This is a genomic window from Streptomyces regalis (genome assembly GCF_001509475.1).
Classification (GTDB): domain Bacteria; phylum Actinomycetota; class Actinomycetes; order Streptomycetales; family Streptomycetaceae; genus Streptomyces; species Streptomyces regalis.
Genome location: NZ_LLZG01000300.1, coordinates 1 through 18,748 on the forward strand (window position 1 = coordinate 1; position 18,748 = coordinate 18,748).

Below are 18,748 nucleotides of genomic sequence, written 5' to 3' on the forward strand. Positions count from 1 at the left end.
CGGATGGCTTGGCTTTCGCCACCCGGCCAACACTCAACCTACCAACGCCCACTGACAGCCGCTGACGAATACCGAAACTCCCGGCAGCAGCTTTCAACCACCCGAGTGCAGCCGGCCGCCGCTGGAGCAGGTCCCAAGGCCCTCCCATGGCCCATCCCAAGGGCCCGTACGGAACAGCTGCCAAGACGGCGAATACTCCTGCAACCAACCTGGGTATGAGCCTCGTCGCAGTTCAAGTGGGCGCTGCCCACGTTCGGTTGACCTGACGGCACAAGCTCTGCGGGGGGAGCGGAATGAGTCACATCCAGGACATCGAACTGCCGGACGGCACGGTGATCACCGCCAGGATCGGCGCGGCCGACGCCTACGACGACCAGGAGGACGTAGGTTTCACCGAGGCCGCGGCGGCGAAGGTCGAACAGCTCCAGGAGCTGATCAAGGGCGTCGGCGGCACCGTTCTGCAGGCCGCCCGAGAGGCCAAGCCGCACGAGGCCGCCATCACCTTCGGCGTGGAGCTGACCGCCAAGGAGGGCGTGGCGGTCGCCGTGCTCGCCCGTGGCGAGGTCAAGGCGTCTGTGCAGGTCACCCTCACCTGGCAGTTCGACGGCAAGGCCGCGGGGGAGGACGACGAGAGCGCGGCCGCGCATGAGTGAGCGCAACGACCGCCTCTTCGAGCTCGTCCGGGCCGCCACCGTCCATCTGCTCCCCGCCGAAGGAAAGGACAGCCCCCTGTGGGGCAGCGGCTTCTTCGTCGCGCCCGGCTGGGTACTGACCGCCGCCCACGTCCTGCGTCCCCACCTCCTGACGGACCGCCAGGCCGCGTTCCGGGTGCGCGGCGAGGGCGTCGACGCCGAGGCGCGTCTGGTGAGCTGGCTGATCACCGACCCCCGCTGCCCCAAGGTCCCGCTGGCCGAGGACCTGGCCCTGGTGCGGCTGACCGGCGACCCCGACGAGCACTCCCACGAATGCGTGTGGCTCACCGACCGCGCCGCCCGCCACTCCGGCGCCCTCAAGGCCTGCGGCTACTACCCCGAACCGCGTGAGGCCCGCTTCCGCATCGCGGACGCCGAGATCAACGGCCACGAGGACACGTACGGGCTGATCATCAAGCCCGACATCGACTTCCCGAGCGGTATGTCGGGCGGTCCGCTGCTCGACCCCGAGACGGGAGCGGTCGTTGGGCTGATCAAGTCGCGGCGCAAGGAGAAGGACGGCGGCAAGGCGGTGGCGATCGCCGCGCTGCGCCGCTTCGGGGAGACGTACCGCACGGTCATGGCGGCCCACGACCGCTGGCACGGCGAGGAGCCGATGTCCCAGAGCGGGGACAACTGGATCGACCTCCAGCACGGGCCGTCGACCGACCAGAGCCCGGCATGGACGCCCCGCGACCGCCGCAAGGCGCTGGCCCTGCTGGCCGCGCTGCCGCCCCCGCCGGACGAGCCCACCGTCCGTCTCATCGCCAAGGAGGCCCGCAGCGGCACCCAGTGGGCCGGCGCCACGCCCGAGCTGCGGACCTGGCGCGACGGCCACGGCCTGCTCTACGAAGGCACCACCCCCCTCGACCCGCTCACCTTCCTGCGCTACATGAGGCTCGTCGGCGCCCACGCCCGCGCGCGCGACGCCGGCAGCCCCGCCCTCACCGGCTGGATCGACAAACGGCTGCGCGGCGACACCCGCCGGTACCTGCACGCCCTGGTCCGCGACGTCCACCTCCCCGAGGGGCTCGAGCCGCTCCCCGAGGACGACGGCCCGGAGCGCATCGTGATCCCCTACCCCGGCCCCGGCGAGGGCCCCGTGGTGGCCCTGCTGCTCGACCCGGTGATCGGCTCGCAGCCCGTCCGGTTCTTCTGGCAGGTCTGGTACGACGACGGCGACGGCCTGCCCGAGGTGCACGAGACGGACGGCTCGGTGCACGGATGCCGGCCCGACGAGCTCGTCCAGGCACTGCGCGTCCCGCTGGGCGGACTGCTGGCGTCCAAGGACCGTCAGGGCCACCCCGTGCCGCTCGAAGTCGCCCTGCCCGCCGAGCACTTCGACACCGCCGTGCACCGCTGGCGGTTCGAGGACATCGCCGCGCTGAACGACCCGGGCCACCTGGGCGCACGCCGCCGCCTGGTGCTGCGCGCCCTCGAGCGCCGGGGAGATCCGGACAATCTCTGGGTCGACCGCTGGCAGCGCATGACGGCCGGGGGGCGTTTCCAGGGCTGGCGCATGCCTCCGCCCGGCGTCGTGGACACCGTCGGCTACCGCAACTCCGAGTGGGACCGCATCCCCGTCATGTGCCGGCCGGCCGGACAGGGCACCGGGCGGGTCGCCATGAAGCACGCCCTCGACAGCGGCCACGGCGTGGCTCTGTGGCCCATCGGCTCCCATCCCGAACGGGCCTGCCTGCCGGAGTGCGAGACCCTCCACGCGCGGATCGAGAAGTTCCTCGGGGCGGTCGGCTCGCTGTCCGAACTCCCCGACCGGCTGCGGCACGTGCGGCAGGACATCAGCGAACAGCGGGCCGACAGCGCCTGGGCCGAACCCCTCGCGCTGCTCTACGACGACCCGCGCCGTCCCCTGCCGGACGAGGAGACCGATCCGGTGGACGCGCCGTGAACACGGGGCCGTACCAGCCCGACAGCTGGCCGAAATCACCCGTGTACCAGGCCTGTTCTGGGTACATTTCCAGGGGCCCGTTGCGGGCGCACGATGCCCCCGTCGGCCAGGCCGTGGACTACCACCGACCGTCGACGAGGAGCGCACCGTGAGCGAGTGGTTCATCTACCAGGGGATCGGACGTCCGGATCCGGCCAGGGTCGAGGAGTTGCCCGACCCGCCCCCCTGGCGGGCGTTCGACGCGCCACCCGTCGACTATGAAGTCCCGGAGCTCGACTCCTCCACCCACCGCAGGCTCGGCGCGCGCACCGTCCCGCTGCCCGTCCAGGACCCGGACGCCCTGGAACTCGTCAACGCCGCCCTGTACTTGAGGCGCCCGCTGCTCGTCACCGGCGAACCCGGCGTCGGCAAGTCGACGCTGGCCCACTCCGTCGCCTACGAGCTCGACCTCGGCCGCGTCCTGGAGTGGCCGGTCGTCAGCCGCAGCGAACTGCGCGACGGCCTCTACACCTACGACGCCATCGGCCGCCTCCAGGACGCCCAGCTGCCCGGCGAGCCCGCCTCCCAGGACATCGGCCGGTACATCAAACTCGGCCCGCTCGGCACCGCGCTGCTCGCCGCCGACCGGCCGCGGGTGCTGCTCATCGACGAGCTGGACAAGAGCGACATCGACCTGCCGAACGACCTGCTGAACGTCCTGGAGGAGGGCCGGTTCGCCATTCCGGAACTGGAGCGGATCGCCGACCGCATCCCCGACGTCGACGTCCTCACCGACGACGGACGCCGGGTGACGGTGACGGGCGGTCAGGTCCGCTGCCGGGCGTTCCCGTTCGTCGTCATGACCAGCAACCGCGAACGCGAGTTCCCCGCCGCGCTGCTGCGCCGCTGCATCCCCCTCGATCTCAAGGCCCCACGCGACGAACGCCTCGCCGCCCTCGTCCAGGCCCACTTCGGGCAGGGCTCCTACGACGACAACCGCGACCTCGTCGACCAGTTCACCCAGGCCGAGGCGGACGGCTCGCTGCGTCCCACCGACCAACTCCTCAACGCCATCTTCCTCGCCCAGCACGCCGCCCGGGACGCGACCCAGCGGCGCGAGGAGATCTCGGAGCTGCTGATGCAGCCCCTCGACCGAGGGCCCCGGTAGCCGATGACCCCCCGCGTTCCCGGCATCCCGGCAGGCGACGTGAGCCCCGTGCTCACGGCGCTGGTCGCGCGTATGCGGGACGCGGGCATCGCGCCCGGAGTCGAGGAGCTCGCGGACGCGCTGTGGCTCGCCCGCTGGCTGCCACGTTCCGCGCCCCAGCCCGACCTGCCCGGGACCGCCCCGGTCGACGCGGCCACCGACCCGCTCGCCGACCCCGGCGCGCTCCCGCCGGGGGCCACGCACAGGCCCCGCCTGCCCGCCCAGGACAGCGAGCCGCAACAGCCGGAGAGAGCAGGACTGTTCGCGCCCGGCCCCGGAGGCGACGTCGCCGACTCCCGGATGACCCGGGTCCGCGTCCCCGCCGCGCCCGCCCTGCCCGAACCGCTCGCCCTGCAACGGGGTTTACGGCCCCTGCAGCGCTACCGGGCGCCCGTACGGCCCGTGCCGCGCACCCTCGACGAATGCGCCACCGCTGAGCGCGCCGCGGAGTCCGGGCTGGTCCTGCCCGTCCTGCGCACGGACCGCCGCCGCGAGGCACGCCTGCTGCTCCTGATGGACATCTCCACCTCGACGGTCGTATGGCAGCAGGCCCTGGACGAACTGCGCCAGGTCTGTGCCCGCGCCGGCGCCTTCTGCGAGGTGCAGGTGCGCTACCTGCACGAAACGCCCGGCGGCCGGCCCGGCTGCGCCGCAACCCCGCAGCCCACCGCCGCGCTCTACGCACCGGAGCAGCTCAGCGACCCGACCGGGCGGCGCGTCACCCTGGTCCTCAGCGACTGCGCCGGGCCGATGTGGCGCAGCGGCCGGGTGCAGCGGCTGCTGTACCGCTGGGCCGCGACGGCGCCCGTGGCCGTCGTACAGCCGCTGCCGCAGCGGATGTGGCTGCGCACCCATCTGCCCGCCCGGCGCGGGTTGTTGCACCGGCGTGAAGGGCCCGCCGGGTCGCTGCTGTTCCGGCCCGACAAGGGGCCGGTGGAAGCCGGCGCGCTGCCCGTTCCGGTGCTCGCGCTGCGCCGGGAGTCGGTGGAGGGCTGGGCGCGGCTGGTGTCCGGCGCCACGGGACAGTCGCTGTCCGCCGCGGCCGGCTGGGTGCGGGCCGACCATCCCGGGTCCGCGGCGCCGGTGCGGGCCACGCAGGAACGCAGCGGTGCGGATCGCGTCCGCGCGTTCTGGCGTCCGGCGTCGTCCGAGGCGCGTCGACTGGCGGTGTATCTGTCCGCGGTGCCGCTGTACCTGCCGGTGATGCAGCTCGTCCAGCACGCCATGCTGGCCGGGAGCGGGCCGGACGTGTTGTCCGAGGTGTTGCTGAGCGGTCTGCTGCGGCGGCGGGAGGACGCGGACGATCCGCGGGCCGTCCGCTACGACTTCCTGCCGGGGGTGGCCACCGAGCTGCGGTCCCGTCTGTCGGTCGACGAGGTGGAGCTGCTGTTCAAGCACTGCTCCGAGTACGTGGAACGGAAGTTCGGGCGCAGTGCGCGCAACTTCCCCGCACTGGCGGGGGCGTTCCTGCGGGGCGCGGTGCCGCCCGACGGGGAAGCGCCCGCTGCTTCGGGGGAGCGGGAGCCGGCCGGGCTGCGGGCGTTCGCCGAGGTGTCCGCGGAGGTGCTGCGGGACCTGGGGGCGCGGCTGCCGGCGGTGCCGGTGGGGCCGGGGCAGAGCGCGTCCGAGCTGCTCCGTCTGGGACGTCAGGCGCTCGCGCGGTTCAACGGCGAGGGGCTCACCCGGGAACTCGATGCCGCGGTGGGGTGCCTGCGGCAGTCGGTCGTGGTCGCCCGGTCCGACAGTGAACGGGCCCTGGCGGGCGAGGAGTTGGCCGCCGCGCTGCTGTCCCGCTGGCGCGTGCGGCGCGTGGGGGAGGACCTGCGGGAGGCGTGGGAGGCGATCGACGGGCAGGCCGTCACTGCGCGCGGGCAGCTCGTGCGGGGGTTGGTGTGCTGGGCGCAGGCGCAGGAGGTGCGGGTCGGCGGGGTCGACTTCGACGGGATTGCGGAGAGCCTGCGGGAGTGGGCTCGGGCGAAGCCGGAGCGGGTCGCGGGGCGTGCGCTGCGGGTGTTGCTGTATCTGGCCGACGAGAGCCTCTCCGCCGTCCTGGCCGACGAGGCCACGCAGGCCGAGGAACCGGAGCGGCGCAGGGCCGCCGCGGAGGCGCTGGCGGGTGTGCGGCGGGCTGTGGGGGAGCTGGGGCCGCGGAAGAGGGACAAGGTCGAGAACTGGTACGTCCGTCACCTGGAGCGGGCCGTCGACGCGGCGGACGTCTGGCTCGACCTGGTCCGGTCCGAGCAGGGCCTGGTCGTGCGGGGGCGGTTGTGGCTCGATCTTGCACGGCAGTACGCCGGGCACAGCCCGGACGGGCAAGCCGCTTCGCAGGCGGCCGGCTGGGCGTTGCGCGCCGCCGAGGACCTCAAGGCCGCAGTCGGCGCATACGTCCTGCCGGACGATGAGCGCTGCCGGATCTGGCTGGACGTGGCGGACGCTGTCGAGATCGAGCAGTTCCTACGCCGCGGCGACCGGACGAGCGAGGCGCTGTTGGACGCGATGGAGCAGGCCCTCCAGGCCGCGGGTGACGACCAGGAGCTCACCTTCGAGTGTCTGGCGCGGGCCGGGAAGATCCATCGCGACCGCCACGACCAGTCCGGGGACCTGACCCAGCTGAACCGCGCCGTCGACGCCTGGGCGCAGGCCGTACAGCTGCTCGATGAGGACGACCCCCGGCGGCCGGTTGTGCTGACCGACCTCGGCCTGGCCCTTTACGTCCGGTTCGGTCTGAGGGCAGAGGCCGACGACATCGCCAGGAGCGTCGATCATCTGCGCCAAGCGGTCGACGAGTCCCTGCCGGACGATCCCGGGCTACCGGGGCGGCGTCGCAAGCTGGGCCGTGCCTACTACCGGCGCTACCTCCTGACCAGTGTGCTGACCGACCTGTACGAGGCCGACTGGCTGTTCGCGGAGGCCGTTCGCGGTTCCGAGAACCCGGTGCTTCTCGCGCACAGCCTGATCAGCCGCGCAGCCGTGGCCCGGCTCCTGCACGAGCGCACGGAAGCGATCACGCATCTGCACAAGGTGATCGATCTCTGCAGCCAGGCCGTCGAGTTCGCCGAGGAGGCGGGTGAGAGTGAGCTGGTCGCCGCGGCGCTCACAGGGCGGGGCCGGGCGCGAGAGCAGATGGGCAGAGGCTACGAAGCCCTCACCGACTACCGGCATGCCCTCCGCCTGACGGAGGACCGCGACCGCGTCCGCCTCCTTGGCTCGCACATCGCCCGCCTGTCCCCCGAAACGGCCGACGAGTGACCCTCCCCACCGACGACACCCACATACGCCTCCCGGAGATCACCCCACCCGACCACACCGACCACCCGGTATTGGCCGCGATCCTCGCCGAACTCCGCACCCGTGAGGGGGAGAGCATCGTCGTCGCCCACTACGAAGACGCGCCATGACCAGGCACTCTCACTTCCACGCCCACCCTCACCCGCCCTGGCCGTACGCCCTCCTCGACACCACGGCCCACCGGCCCGTCCCCTTCCGGCAGTTCGTGCTGAAGGTGCACGGCCGGTGCAACCTCGACTGCACCTACTGCTACCTCTACCAGGGCCCCGACCACGGCTGGCGCGACCGCCCGGCCCGCACCTCCGAGCGCACGATGCGTCATGCGGCGGACCGCATCGCCGAGCACGTGCGCACCCACGGCCTCGACGCCATCCGCATCGAACTCCACGGCGGCGAACCCCTCCTCACCGGCCCCGGCCCCGTCCTCGCCTACGCCCGAGCCGTACGGGAGGCCGCCCCCGCCGGCTGCCGGGTCACCGCCACCGTCCAGACCAACGGCACCCGCCTGACGGCCAAGGCCCTCGACCGGCTCGCCGACGCCGGCATCCGGGTCGGCCTCAGTCTCGACGGCGGTCGGGCCGCGCACAACGCCCGTCGGGTCGACCGTGCCGGACGCCCCGCCTGGCCCGCCGCCCGCGCGGCGGCACAGCGGCTCGCCGCGCGGCCGCAGACGTACGCCGGAATCCTCTGCACGATCGACCTGGCCGTCGATCCGCTGGACGTCTACCGCTCGCTCCTCGAACTGAGCCCGCCCGGAGTGGACTTCCTGCTCCCGCACGCCAACTGGGACCGGCCGCCCCCGGGCACGGCCCGCCGGACCCCGGGGCGGCACCGCCCGCATCCCACCCCCTACGGCGACTGGCTCGCCGCCGTCTTCGACGCCTGGTGGGACGAGGGGCGGCTCAGCACCCGCGTACGGCTGTTCCAGGAGATCGCGGGGCTGCTGCTCGGCGCGCCCAGCAGGGCCGAGGCCGTGGGGCTGTCACCGGTGGCCGCCGTCGTGGTCGAGACGGACGGCGGCATCGAGCAGGTCGACTCGCTCAGATCGGCGTACGAGGGCGCCTCGGAGACCGGCCTCGATGTCTTCCGGCACTCCTTCGACCACGCCCTGCGCCATCCCGGCGTCGCCGCACGGCAGCTGGGGGAGCGGGCGCTGGCCGACGAGTGTCTGGGCTGTCCCGTGGGGAAGGTCTGCGGGGGCGGGAACTACGTGCACCGGTACGCTCCCGGGACGGGGTTTTTGCACCCCAGCGTCTACTGCGCCGATCTGGAGCGACTCGTCCGGCACATCGCGCACCGGCTGCAGCGGACGTCCCGGAGAAACCGGTGACCCGAACCATGCTCAACTTGGCACCTCTGGAACCGATTTGACGCACAATTGAATAACCTGTGCGCAGTCGTGACCAGGTTCAGTCGAGCCAGGTCCAGGCGAGCCAAGTCCAGTCGAGGGAGAACGGCGAGATGGCGGCGGAACTCGGACATGTCACGGTGGTCTTCGCCGGGCAGAGCGAGTCCTGGGCCAAGTGGATCGACCACCAGATCCGGGGCGCGGGACGAGGCACCACGCTGATCAGGTGGAACCCGCTGCGCCGCCCGCCGACCGCCGAGGCGTTCACCGACCTGCTGAGCGCGCCGGGCCGCGTCCTGCTTGTGATCGACGACTGGCACGAACGCCTGGGCAACGAGCGGTTCGAGGCCTGGGCCCAGGCCCTGCGGCAGGTGATGCCGGCGTACGAGGACCGGATCGCCGCCGTGAGCATCACCGCCCGGCCCATGCCCGAGGCCGTCATCACCCTGGCCCCCGTCGAACTACGCGGCCTGCGGCCCGAGGTGGCGCGCAGCCGGGTCCTGGAATGCGCGGGCATACCCGCTCCGGGCACGCTGATCGACCTCAGCCGCGGCCCCCGGTTCCCCGACGACCCGCCGGACGTCTGGCAGGTCCCGCGCCGCAACCGCCGCTTCATCGGCCGCACCGAACTGCTGGAGAAGGTCTACGGCGCCTTCTCCGCCGCCGGAGACGACGGCGCCGCCGTGGCGCTGCTCGGCCCCGGCGGCTTCGGCAAGACCCAGCTCGCCCTGGAATACGTCCACCGGTTCGCAGGCGAGTACGACATCGTCTGGTGGGTCAACGCCGCCCAGCGCGTCACCGCCCGCCAGCAGTTCGCCGACCTCGCGCCCGCCCTGGACCTGCGTGACTCCGGCGACCTCGGGTCCACCATCACGGCCGTACGCCGTGAACTCGACCGCACCGCGCGGCCCTGGCTGCTCGTCCTGGACGGCGCCGGCGACCCGGAGCGGCTGGACGGCCTCGTGCCCGAAGGACGCGGCCATGTCCTCGTCACCACCCACCGCAGCGAGTGGGGCGCCCACGCCGAGACCATCGCCGTACCGGCCTTCGAACGCCGCGAGAGCGTCGCCTTCGTCGAGCGCCGCACGGCACGCCTCAGCGACACCCAGGCCGCGCGCCTCGCCGAGGCCGTGGAGGACATGCCCCTGCTGCTCGACCAGACGGCCGCCTGGCTGGACATCAACCCGACCGTGCCGGTCGACGACTACATCCGGGACATCCGCGACGGCCGCCCGGACCGCTTCGGTGTCATGGCCTCCGGCCAGTACCCGCAGAGCTTCGAGGTCGCCTGGGCGAAGCTCGTCAACACCCTGCGCGAAGGCTCGGAGAACGCCTGGCAGCTGCTCAATCTGCTCGTCTGCTTCTCGCACGACGTGGTGCCGGTACGGCTGCTGCAGACCGCCCGGCACGGCGACCTGCCCGCCGAACTGGTCGAGCTGATCGCCGAGCCCAGCACCTGGAACACCGCCCTGCGCCGGCTGTCCGAGATCACCTCCATGCGGATCGAGTACGAACCCGGGCCGCGGATGGACTCCCAGACCGTCGGCACGCTGCGCATGCACCGCCTCTTCCACCGCTTCGTACGGTCCATCCAGTCGCCCGCCGACGCCGAGCGCTACTCGGCCGCCGCCCGCAAGGTCCTCGTCTCCGCCGACCCGCGCGACTCCTCCTCGGCCGGCAACTGGGCCCGGTACGCCGCCCTCATCCCGCACCTGGAACCCTCCGGTGCCCTGGAGTCGGCCGACGACGACGCGCGCGAGCTCGTCCTCAACTGCATCGAGTACCTGCGGATGCGGGGCGAGTACCACGACGGCTGGTGGCTCAGCCGCACAGCGGTGCAGCACTGGCGGGCCACCTCCGGCGACACCGACCGCTCGGTGCTCGTCGCCGTCCACCAGCTCGCCAACATGCTGCGCCGGCTGGGGAAGTACCCGGAGGCGGAGAGCGTCGGCCGCGAGATCCTCGGGCGCCTCGAACGCGCCGACGACGTACGGCCCATCGAGGTGATCCGAGCCAGGGACGGTCTCGGCGGCACCCTCATGGCGCTCGGCCGCTACCCGGAGGCCCGCGCCCTGTTCGAGGAGGCCGCGGCGAGCGCCGCCGCGGAGCTCGGCGGCGAGCAGGTGCCACGCACCCTCGCCATCCGCAGCAACCTCGCCGTCGCCCTCGGCCTCCAGGGTCACTACACCGAGTCGCTCGCCCTGCACCGCAAGGTCTTCGAGGCCCGCGTGGAAGTACTCGGCGGACGCGACGCCCTCACCCTCAACTCCGCGCTGCGCGCCGCCTGGATGCTGCGCCTGCTCGGCAGCTACCGGGAGGCGCTGGCCATCCAGGGCCACAACTCCCGCGTCCACAGCCAGGTCCTGGACCGCACCCACAGCCAGACCCTGCTCGCCGAGCACAACCTCGCCCTGTGCGCCCGCCGGGTCGGGGACCTGCAGTTCGCGCACGCCATGCTGCGCGGGGTCCGCGAGAAGCTGATCCGCCGCCGCGGCCCGCTGCACCCCGAGACACTGATGGTGTCCTGCGACTACGCGATGCTGCTGCGCGACCTGGAGCGCACCGAGGAGGCCAGGGACCTGGCCGAGGCCACCGCCACCCACTACGCCGCCCAGCTGGGCGAGCGCCACCCGTACGCGATCGGAGCGCGGGACAACGTCGCCACCGTCATGCGCGACATGGGCGAGAAGCGGGCCGCGCTGGAGCTGTCCCGGCAGACCGCGCGGCAGATGCGGCGAGCGGTCGGCCGGGACCACCCCTGGGCCATCGGCTGCGCCAAGAACGAGGTCGCCGCACTCGCATCCGTGGGCGACGCCGACGCCGCGGCCGCCCTGGGCCGGGAGAGCGCCGACCGCTCCGCCCGCGTCCTCGGCGACGCGCACATCCTCACCATCAGCCTGCGCGCCGGGCTGGCGCTGGACCTGGCCGAGCTGGGAGAACACGCGGAGGCCGAGAGCCTGCACCAGGACGCGGTCGCCCGGCTCACCTCACTCCTCGGCGCCGACCACCCGCACACCCGCAACATCCTCGAACGGCACCGCCCCTACTGGGACTTCGAGCCCCAGCCCATCTGAGCGGCGCCCGGCGGGACGGCTCCGCGGCTCCTAGACGTCGTCGTCCTCGTCGTCCAGCCGGGCCAGCCACGTCGCCAGCCGCTCCACCGGCACCTCGAAGTCCGGGTTCAGATCGACGAAGGTGCGCAGCTGCTCGGCCAGCCACTCGAAGGTGATCTCCTCCTCGCCGCGCCGCTTCTCCAGTTCTTCGATGCCTCGGTCGGTGAAGTACATGACCTGAGGATATGTCCTGCTCGGCGCGGACACCCCCGTGGGTCACAACCGGCCGGCCGTGAATGCCACAAGGCCCGGGTCCCCGTCACACGGACGGGAACCCGGGCCTTGTCGGTCAGACCCGTGCCGAGGCTCAGGCCTCGAACACCTCACGGACCAGCTGCTCCTGCTCGGCCTGGTGCCGCTTGGCGGAACCGACAGCCGGGGACGAGCCGTGCGGACGCGAGATGCGGCGCAGGCGCTCGCCGTGCGGGATGTCGGCGCCGACCGCCAGGTCGAGGTGGTCGATCAGGTTGAGCGCGATGAACGGCCACGCACCCTGGTTCGCCGGCTCCTCCTGGGCCCACAGGTACTTCTCGGCGTTCGCGTACTTGGCGATCTCGGCCTGGATCTCGGCACCCGGCAGCGGGTACAGGCGCTCGATGCGGATGATCGCCGTGTCCGTGACGCCGCGCTTCTGACGCTCGGCCTCAAGGTCGTAGTACAGCTTGCCGGCCACGAACACCACCTTGCGGACCGCGGCCGGGTCGACCGTGGCGTCGCCGATGACGGGGCGGAACTGACCCGACGTGAACTCCTCCGTCTTCGACGCGGCGGCCTTGAGGCGCAGCATCGACTTCGGGGTGAAGACCACCAGCGGCTTGTGGTGCGGGTTGTGCACCTGCCACCGCAGGAGGTGGAAGTAGTTCGACGGGAGGGTCGGCATGGCGACCGTCATGTTGTTCTGCGCGCACAGCTGCAGGAACCGCTCGACACGGGCCGAGGAGTGGTCCGGGCCCTGGCCCTCGTAGCCGTGCGGGAGGAGCAGCGTGACGCCGGACAGCTGGCCCCACTTCTGCTCCGCCGCCGAGATGTACTCGTCGACCACCGTCTGCGCGCCGTTGACGAAGTCGCCGAACTGCGCCTCCCACATCACGAGCGCGTCGGGGCGGGCCAGCGAGTAGCCGTACTCGAAGCCCATGACCGCGTACTCGGACAGGAGGGAGTTGTAGACGTTGTAGCGCGCCTGGTCCTCGGCGAGGTACTGGAGCGGGGTGTACTCCTCGCCCGTCTCGCGGTTGATGAGGACCGCGTGACGCTGGCCGAAGGTGCCGCGCTGGGAGTCCTGGCCGGACAGGCGGACCGGGGTGCCCTCCAGGAGGAGGGAGCCGACCGCGAGCGTCTCGCCCATGCCCCAGTCGATCGTGCCGTCCTCGACCATCGTCGCCCGGCGCTGCAGCTGCGGCAGCAGACGCGGGTGGACGTGGAAGGTGTCGGGGATGTTGACCTGGGACTCGGCGATCCGCTTCACGACCTCCGAGGAGATCGCGGTGTGCACGGCGACCGGGAACTCCGCCTGCGGGTCCGACACCGGTCCCGCAGCCGGCTGGGCCGAGACGGCCTCGCGGACCTCCGTGAAGACCTTCTCCAGCTGGCCCTGGTAGTCCTGCAGCGCCTGCTCGGCCTCTTCCAGGGTGATGTCGCCGCGACCGATCAGGGACTCGGTGTAGAGCTTGCGCACCGAGCGCTTCTTGTCGATCAGGTCGTACATCAGCGGCTGGGTGAAGGCCGGGTTGTCCGACTCGTTGTGACCACGGCGGCGGTAGCAGATGAGGTCGATCACCACGTCCTTGTTGAACGCCTGGCGGAACTCGAAGGCCAGACGGGCCACGCGGACCACGGCCTCCGGGTCGTCGCCGTTCACGTGGAAGATCGGGGCCTCGATCATCCTCGCCACGTCCGTCGCGTACATCGACGAGCGGGAGGACTCCGGGGCGGCCGTGAAGCCGACCTGGTTGTTGATGACGATGTGGACCGTGCCGCCCGTGCGGTAACCGCGCAGCTGCGACATGTTCAGGGTCTCGGCCACCACGCCCTGGCCCGCGAAGGCCGCGTCACCGTGCAGGGCGACCGGCAGGACCGTGAAGTCCGTGCCGCCCTTGTTGATGATGTCCTGCTTGGCGCGTGCGATGCCCTCGATGACCGGGTCGACCGTCTCCAGGTGGGACGGGTTGGCGGCCAGCGAGACCGTGATCTGCTCGCCGTCCAGGCCCGTGAAGATGCCCTGGGCGCCCAGGTGGTACTTCACGTCGCCGGAGCCGTGCATCGACTTCGGGTCGAGGTTGCCCTCGAACTCGCGGAAGATCTGGGCGTACGACTTGCCGACGATGTTGGCGAGCACGTTCAGGCGGCCGCGGTGGGCCATGCCGATGACGACCTCGTCCAGGCGGGACTCGGCGGCCGAGTCCAGCACCGCGTCGAGCAGCGGGATGACGGACTCGCCGCCCTCCAGGGAGAAGCGCTTCTGGCCGACGTACTTCGTCTGCAGGAAGGTCTCGAAGGCCTCCGCCGCGTTCAGCCGGCGCAGGATGCGCAGCTGCTCCTCGCGCTCCGGCTTGGTGTGCGGGCGCTCGATGCGGTCCTGGATCCACTTGCGCTGCTTGGGGTCCTGGATGTGCATGAACTCGATGCCGGTGGTGCGGCAGTACGAGTCGCGCAGCACGCCGAGGATGTCGCGCAGCTTCATCAGGGACTTGCCGGAGAAGCCGCCGACGGCGAACTCGCGCTCCAGGTCCCACAGGGTGAGGCCGTGCTCGGTGATGTCCAGGTCGGGGTGCTTGCGCTGGCGGTACTCCAGCGGGTCGGTGTCGGCCATGACGTGGCCGCGGACCCGGTAGGAGTGGATCAGCTCGAAGACGCGCGCGGCCTTGGTGACGTCGTCGTCGTGCGAGGCGTCGATGTCCTTGAGCCAGCGGACCGGCTCGTAGGGGATGCGCAGGGCCTCGAAGATCTCGTCGTAGAAGTTGCTCTCGCCGAGGAGGAGGTTCGCGACGATCCGCAGGAACTCGCCGGAGGCGGCGCCCTGGATGACCCGGTGGTCGTAGGTCGACGTGAGCGTCATGACCTTCGAGATGCCGAGCTTGTTCAGGGTGTCCTGGGAGGTGCCCTGGAACTCCGCCGGGTAGTCCATGGAGCCGACGCCCATGATCACCGACTGGCCGGGCATCAGGCGCGGCACCGAGTGGACGGTGCCGAGGCCGCCGGGGTTGGTCAGGGAGACCGTCACGCCGGTGAAGTCGTCCATGCCCAGCTTGCCGTCGCGGGCGCGGCGGACGATGTCCTCGTAGGCCTGCCAGAACTCGAAGAAGTTGAGGGTCTCGGCCTTCTTGATGCCCGCGACGACCAGCTGGCGGTCGCCGTTGGGCTTGACCAGGTCGATGGCGAGGCCGAAGTTGATGTGCTCCGGCTTGACCAGGGTCGGCTTGCCGTCCTTCTCCGCGAAGGAGTAGTTCATCGACGGCATGGCCTTGATGGCCTGCACCATCGCGTAGCCGATGAGGTGGGTGAAGGAGATCTTCCCGCCCCGGGCGCGCTTCAGGTGGTTGTTGATGACGATGCGGTTGTCGAAGAGCAGCTTCACCGGGACCGCGCGCACGGACGTGGCCGTGGGCACCTCCAGGGAGGCGTTCATGTTCTTCGCGACCGCAGCGGACGGGCCGCGCAGCGTCACGAACTCGGGACCCTCGGCGGCGGCAGCAGCGGGCTCGGCCTTCTTCGGCTGAGCGGGCTTCGCGGCCGGCGCGGGCGCGGCGGGCTTCGCCGCAGCCGGGGCCGGAGCCGGGGCGGCAGGCGCGGCAGCCGCGGGCTTCGGGGCCGCGGGAGCCGGCGCGGGGGCCGGCGGAGCTGCAGGCGCGGCCGGAGCAGCCGGGGCAGCGGCGGGAGCCGCTGGAGCCGTGGTGGTCCCTGCGGCCCCCGCGGCCGCAGTACCCGCCGGAGCCGAGGCGGCGGGCGCTCCCGGCTTGTAGTCGGCGAAGAAGTCCCACCAGGCTCGGTCCACCGAATTGGGGTCCTGGAGGTACTGCTGATAGATCTCGTCGACGAGCCACTCGTTCGGACCGAACGCGGCCGCGGGGTTCTTCCCCGCTTGGTCGGTGTCGGTCGAGATGCTCGAGTTACTGGGGGACTGTGGCGACACGGCGGCAACCGCCCTCTTCCGCTTCACAAGGTGATGGACAGCGGGAATAAAGGCTACGCCCCTATGGCCGGGAAGGTCAGGCTGAGCAAGGTCATCGTCGCGTAAGTCACATCGGAAAGCGTGTTTCGTGCCTGGAAATGGCGGGAAACAAGCGAGGTTCCGCTTCATCCGGGAAGGCGCGACCGCGGCCCGGCACGCCCATGGCGCGGGGCTCTACCTGATCACACGTGTCCGTCAGCCAGGACAGACGTCGATCTTGGTGCTCCGCTTCGAACTTTACGTCAACTTGGTACAGATGGCTGCCCCGGCAGCGTGACAAGAATCCGGCAACCCCGCTCGGATTCGGCCACCCCGATCCGGCCGCCGTGCAGATCGACGGCCCAGCGTGCGATCGCCAGCCCCAGCCCCGTACCGCCGTCACTGCCCGGCCCGTGCGGCCGGATCACGGCGCCCCGGTTGAACCGCTCGAAGACCCGGTGCCAGTCCGACCTCGGAATGCCCGGACCCTCGTCCAGGACCTCCAGCTCCAGCGACTCCGGGAACGCCCCGCGCCGCGCCTTGACCGTCACGCGGCCGTGCGGCGGGCTGTGCTTGATCGCGTTGTCGATGAGGTTGGCGACGACCTGGTGGATGCGCTCGGGGTCGGCGTGCGCGGTCAGCTCCGGCGGGGAGACGTCGAGGTGCAGATGGACGTCGGTGCGGGTGTGGCTGCCGGAGCCCGACGCCATGCCCCCGCGCGCGGAGGCGACCATGTTGGCCTCCTTGAGCACGCCGGACAGGTACGGCCAGACCTCGAAGCGCCGCAGGCGCAGCGGTACGACGCCGTTGTCCAGGCGGGACAGGTCCAGCAGCGTCTCCACGAGCCGGCCCAGCCGCTCGGTCTGCTTCAGCGCCGTGCGCATCGTCTCGGGGTCGGCCTCGGCGATGCCGTCGACCACGTTCTCCAGGACGGCCCGCAGGCCCGCGATCGGGGTGCGCAGCTCGTGCGAGACGTTCGCCACCAGCTCCTTGCGCTGCTGGTCCTGGGCCTCCAGCTCGTCGGCCATGAGGTTGATCGTCCCGGCCAGGTCGCCCAGCTCGTCCCGGCGGTTCTCCCGCACCCGGCGCGTGTAGTCGCCGTGCGAGATGGACCGGGCCACCGCGTTCATCTCGTCCAGCGGCGCGGTGAGCGAATGGGCCACGAACTGCGTAATGAGCAGGGTGGCGATCATCGAGAAGACCGTGATGAAGCGCAGCTCCGTCTGGGTGCGTACGGCGATCATCGACAGTCCTGTGGTGATCAGCACCGCGATGATGACCAGCGCGCCCAGCTTGGTCTTGATCGAGAACGGACGTACGCCGCCCCAGGGTTCCCCGGGGCCTCTCCGCGCGGCCGGCCCGTCGCTCATGGCGTCGGGGTCTCCAGGGCGTAGCCCACGCCGTGCACCGTACGGATCCGCTCGGCGCCGATCTTCCGGCGCAGCGCCTTGATGTGGCTGTCGACCGTGCGGGTGCCGGAGGCGTCGGCCCAGTCCCACACCTCGGCGAGCAGCTGCTCACGCGAGAGCACCGCGCGCGGGGTGTTCGCCAGGCACACCAGGAGGTCGAACTCGGTCGGCGTGAGGTGAACATCCTCACTGCGCACCCGAACCCGCCGCTGCGCGTGGTCGATCTCCAGCTCGCCGAGGCGCAGGATGCCGGACCGCGGGGTCGTGGCGGCCAGGGCGGCCCGCTCGACGCGGCGCAGCAGCACGTGCACGCGTGCCGCCAGCTCCCGCATCGAGAACGGCTTGGTCATGTAGTCGTCGGCGCCGACACCGAGCCCGACCAGCATGTCGGTCTCGTCGTCGCGCGCGGTCAGCATCAGTACCGGCACCGGCCGCTGGGCCTGCACCCGGCGGCATACCTCCAGGCCGTCGAAGCCCGGCAGCATGATGTCGAGGATCAGCAGGTCGGGCTGCCACGCCTCGGCCGTGTCGACGGCCGCCGGACCGTCGCCCGCGGTCTGCACGAGGAATCCCTCGGCACGCAGGCGGGCCGCGATGGCGTCCACGATGGTCGGATCGTCCTCGACCACGAGGACCCGGCGCTGTGCGCCCGGGGTCGCCGTCGTGCCGTTGTGGGAGGTGTGTGTCTGCTCCATCGCCCGCCCCAAAGTTGCTTTCCGGAATCCGTGGGGTGATCCCGCTATCTGGCTATGCCTGCGCATGCTTGCGATTGACGCTTGAATGATCCGCGTCAGAGAAGCAGAGTACGGGGAGTCACCGTGCCACGGCTATCCAGGTCGGACGGCAAGGTGCACGACGTCCGGAACGCCCCGGGCAACGGGGATCTCTTCGGTACGCACCTGTTGGAATCCGGCATTACACAAGGTTTCTTCGAATTCCGGAGAGGGCTGGGCGGACCATACGGCCAGCACCCCGCCCGGCCTCAACGCCCTTGCGCAGGCCGCCAGTCCGGCCGGTGAGTACAGGCTGTCGTTGCCGTCGGTGACGGTCCAGCCGGGTCCGTTGTCGATGTCGAGACACAGTGCGTCATACGTGTCGTAAGTCTCATGTACGTGCGCGACGAGATCCGTTTGCAGAATCTCGGTGCGTGGGTCGGCGAGGGCACAGGCGGAGAAGTCGGACAACGGCCCGTCGAGATGCCAGCCGATAATCGCGGGCTCGCGCTCGACCACGGTGATCCGTTTCGGGCGCGGATCGGCGGCGGCGTGTGCGAGCGAGAACCCCACGCCGAGCCCGCCGATCAGCACCTCCGGGTCCGGCCGCCCGGCCAGCGCACCGAGCGCCGTGTCGACGAGCAGCCGCTCCGAGCGCCCGTCGGAGGTGTCCATCAGGAAGCAGCCGTTCGCGATGATCTGGAGCAGTTCGCCGTGCCGCCGCAGCACGATCTCGCCGTACGGGCCCTCGCGACGGTCCAGGACTTCGGGGATGTCGTACGAAGTGGGCATCCGGTCATCCTGGCAGGTGAGACCGGGACGGCCGAGGGGTTGAAAGCTGCTACCGGGAGTTTCGGTATTCGTCAGCGGCTGTCAGTGGGCGTTGGTAGGTTGAGTGTTGGCCGGGTGGCGAAAGCCAAGCCATCCGGCCGCAGTGCGGCGG

The 18,748-nt window shown here is 71.4% G+C and carries 12 protein-coding genes; 7 read left to right on the forward strand and 5 right to left on the reverse strand.

Annotation, left to right across the window (positions count from 1 at the left end; genetic code table 11):
• Positions 1-293: 293 nt before the first annotated feature.
• The 7 genes from ADL12_RS26965 (at position 294) to fxsT (ending at position 11,497) form a co-directional block, all read left to right on the forward strand.
• Positions 294-653: a CU044_2847 family protein gene (locus ADL12_RS26965; RefSeq protein ID WP_062706168.1), complete on the forward strand. Its 360-nt coding sequence runs from the start codon at positions 294-296 to the stop codon at positions 651-653.
• Entirely contained in the window at positions 646-2,601 is a 1,956-nt protein-coding gene (locus ADL12_RS57805) for a VMAP-C domain-containing protein (RefSeq protein ID WP_062706171.1), read from the forward strand. Before ADL12_RS26965 ends, ADL12_RS57805 begins: the two co-directional genes overlap by 8 nt.
• A gap of 148 nt (positions 2,602-2,749) precedes the next feature.
• Positions 2,750-3,748, forward strand: a complete 999-nt coding sequence (locus tag ADL12_RS26975; protein ID WP_062706174.1) for an AAA family ATPase — start codon at positions 2,750-2,752, stop codon at positions 3,746-3,748.
• Between the two features lie 3 nt (positions 3,749-3,751).
• A complete protein-coding gene (locus ADL12_RS26980; protein WP_062706177.1) occupies positions 3,752-7,036 on the forward strand; it encodes a tetratricopeptide repeat protein in 3,285 nt (1,094 codons plus the stop codon).
• Positions 7,033-7,185, forward strand: coding sequence for a hypothetical protein (locus ADL12_RS54270; protein WP_159053307.1), 153 nt, complete (start codon positions 7,033-7,035; stop codon positions 7,183-7,185). The genes ADL12_RS26980 and ADL12_RS54270 overlap by 4 nt, the downstream gene beginning before the upstream one ends.
• Positions 7,182-8,405, forward strand: a complete 1,224-nt coding sequence (locus tag ADL12_RS26985) for an FxsB family cyclophane-forming radical SAM/SPASM peptide maturase (RefSeq protein ID WP_062706180.1) — start codon at positions 7,182-7,184, stop codon at positions 8,403-8,405. Before ADL12_RS54270 ends, ADL12_RS26985 begins: the two co-directional genes overlap by 4 nt.
• A 131-nt stretch (positions 8,406-8,536) precedes the next feature.
• On the forward strand, positions 8,537-11,497 hold the full coding sequence (gene fxsT, locus ADL12_RS26990; protein WP_062706183.1) for an FxSxx-COOH system tetratricopeptide repeat protein: 2,961 nt from the start codon (positions 8,537-8,539) through the stop codon (positions 11,495-11,497).
• Between the two features lie 30 nt (positions 11,498-11,527).
• Here the strand turns inward: fxsT and ADL12_RS26995 are convergent, their stop codons facing one another.
• The 5 genes from ADL12_RS26995 to ADL12_RS27015 all read right to left on the reverse strand — a co-directional run bounded on the left by ADL12_RS26995 (position 11,528) and on the right by ADL12_RS27015 (position 18,597).
• The gene (locus tag ADL12_RS26995; RefSeq protein WP_003997970.1) at positions 11,528-11,710 is read right to left on the reverse strand and encodes a DUF6104 family protein; all 183 of its coding nucleotides are present in this window, start codon (positions 11,708-11,710) and stop codon (positions 11,528-11,530) included.
• A gap of 133 nt (positions 11,711-11,843) precedes the next feature.
• Positions 11,844-15,665, reverse strand: coding sequence for a multifunctional oxoglutarate decarboxylase/oxoglutarate dehydrogenase thiamine pyrophosphate-binding subunit/dihydrolipoyllysine-residue succinyltransferase subunit (locus tag ADL12_RS27000; RefSeq protein ID WP_062706185.1), 3,822 nt, complete (start codon positions 15,663-15,665; stop codon positions 11,844-11,846).
• Between the two features lie 281 nt (positions 15,666-15,946).
• Entirely contained in the window at positions 15,947-17,053 is a 1,107-nt protein-coding gene (locus tag ADL12_RS27005; RefSeq protein WP_062706188.1) for a sensor histidine kinase, read from the reverse strand.
• Complete coding sequence (locus tag ADL12_RS27010) at positions 17,050-17,787, reverse strand: response regulator transcription factor (RefSeq protein ID WP_062706191.1); 738 nt, start codon at positions 17,785-17,787, stop codon at positions 17,050-17,052. Before ADL12_RS27010 ends, ADL12_RS27005 begins: the two co-directional genes overlap by 4 nt.
• 132 nt (positions 17,788-17,919) lie before the next feature.
• On the reverse strand, positions 17,920-18,597 hold the full coding sequence (locus ADL12_RS27015; protein ID WP_062706194.1) for a spermidine synthase family protein: 678 nt from the start codon (positions 18,595-18,597) through the stop codon (positions 17,920-17,922).
• Positions 18,598-18,748 lie beyond the last annotated feature (151 nt).

Bases quoted from the DNA above. Each gene is read 5' to 3' on its own strand.
- ADL12_RS26995 (WP_003997970.1), bottom strand. From the start codon at position 11,710: ATGTACTTCACCGACCGAGGCATCGAAGAACTGGAGAAGCGGCGCGGC.
- ADL12_RS26965 (WP_062706168.1), top strand. From the start codon at position 294: ATGAGTCACATCCAGGACATCGAACTGCCGGACGGCACGGTGATCACC.
- ADL12_RS26985 (WP_062706180.1), top strand. From the start codon at position 7,182: ATGACCAGGCACTCTCACTTCCACGCCCACCCTCACCCGCCCTGGCCG.
- ADL12_RS27005 (WP_062706188.1), bottom strand. From the start codon at position 17,053: ATGAGCGACGGGCCGGCCGCGCGGAGAGGCCCCGGGGAACCCTGGGGC.
- ADL12_RS57805 (WP_062706171.1), top strand. From the start codon at position 646: ATGAGTGAGCGCAACGACCGCCTCTTCGAGCTCGTCCGGGCCGCCACC.
- ADL12_RS26980 (WP_062706177.1), top strand. From the start codon at position 3,752: ATGACCCCCCGCGTTCCCGGCATCCCGGCAGGCGACGTGAGCCCCGTG.
- ADL12_RS27015 (WP_062706194.1), bottom strand. From the start codon at position 18,597: ATGCCCACTTCGTACGACATCCCCGAAGTCCTGGACCGTCGCGAGGGC.
- ADL12_RS27010 (WP_062706191.1), bottom strand. From the start codon at position 17,787: ATGGAGCAGACACACACCTCCCACAACGGCACGACGGCGACCCCGGGC.
- fxsT (WP_062706183.1), top strand. From the start codon at position 8,537: ATGGCGGCGGAACTCGGACATGTCACGGTGGTCTTCGCCGGGCAGAGC.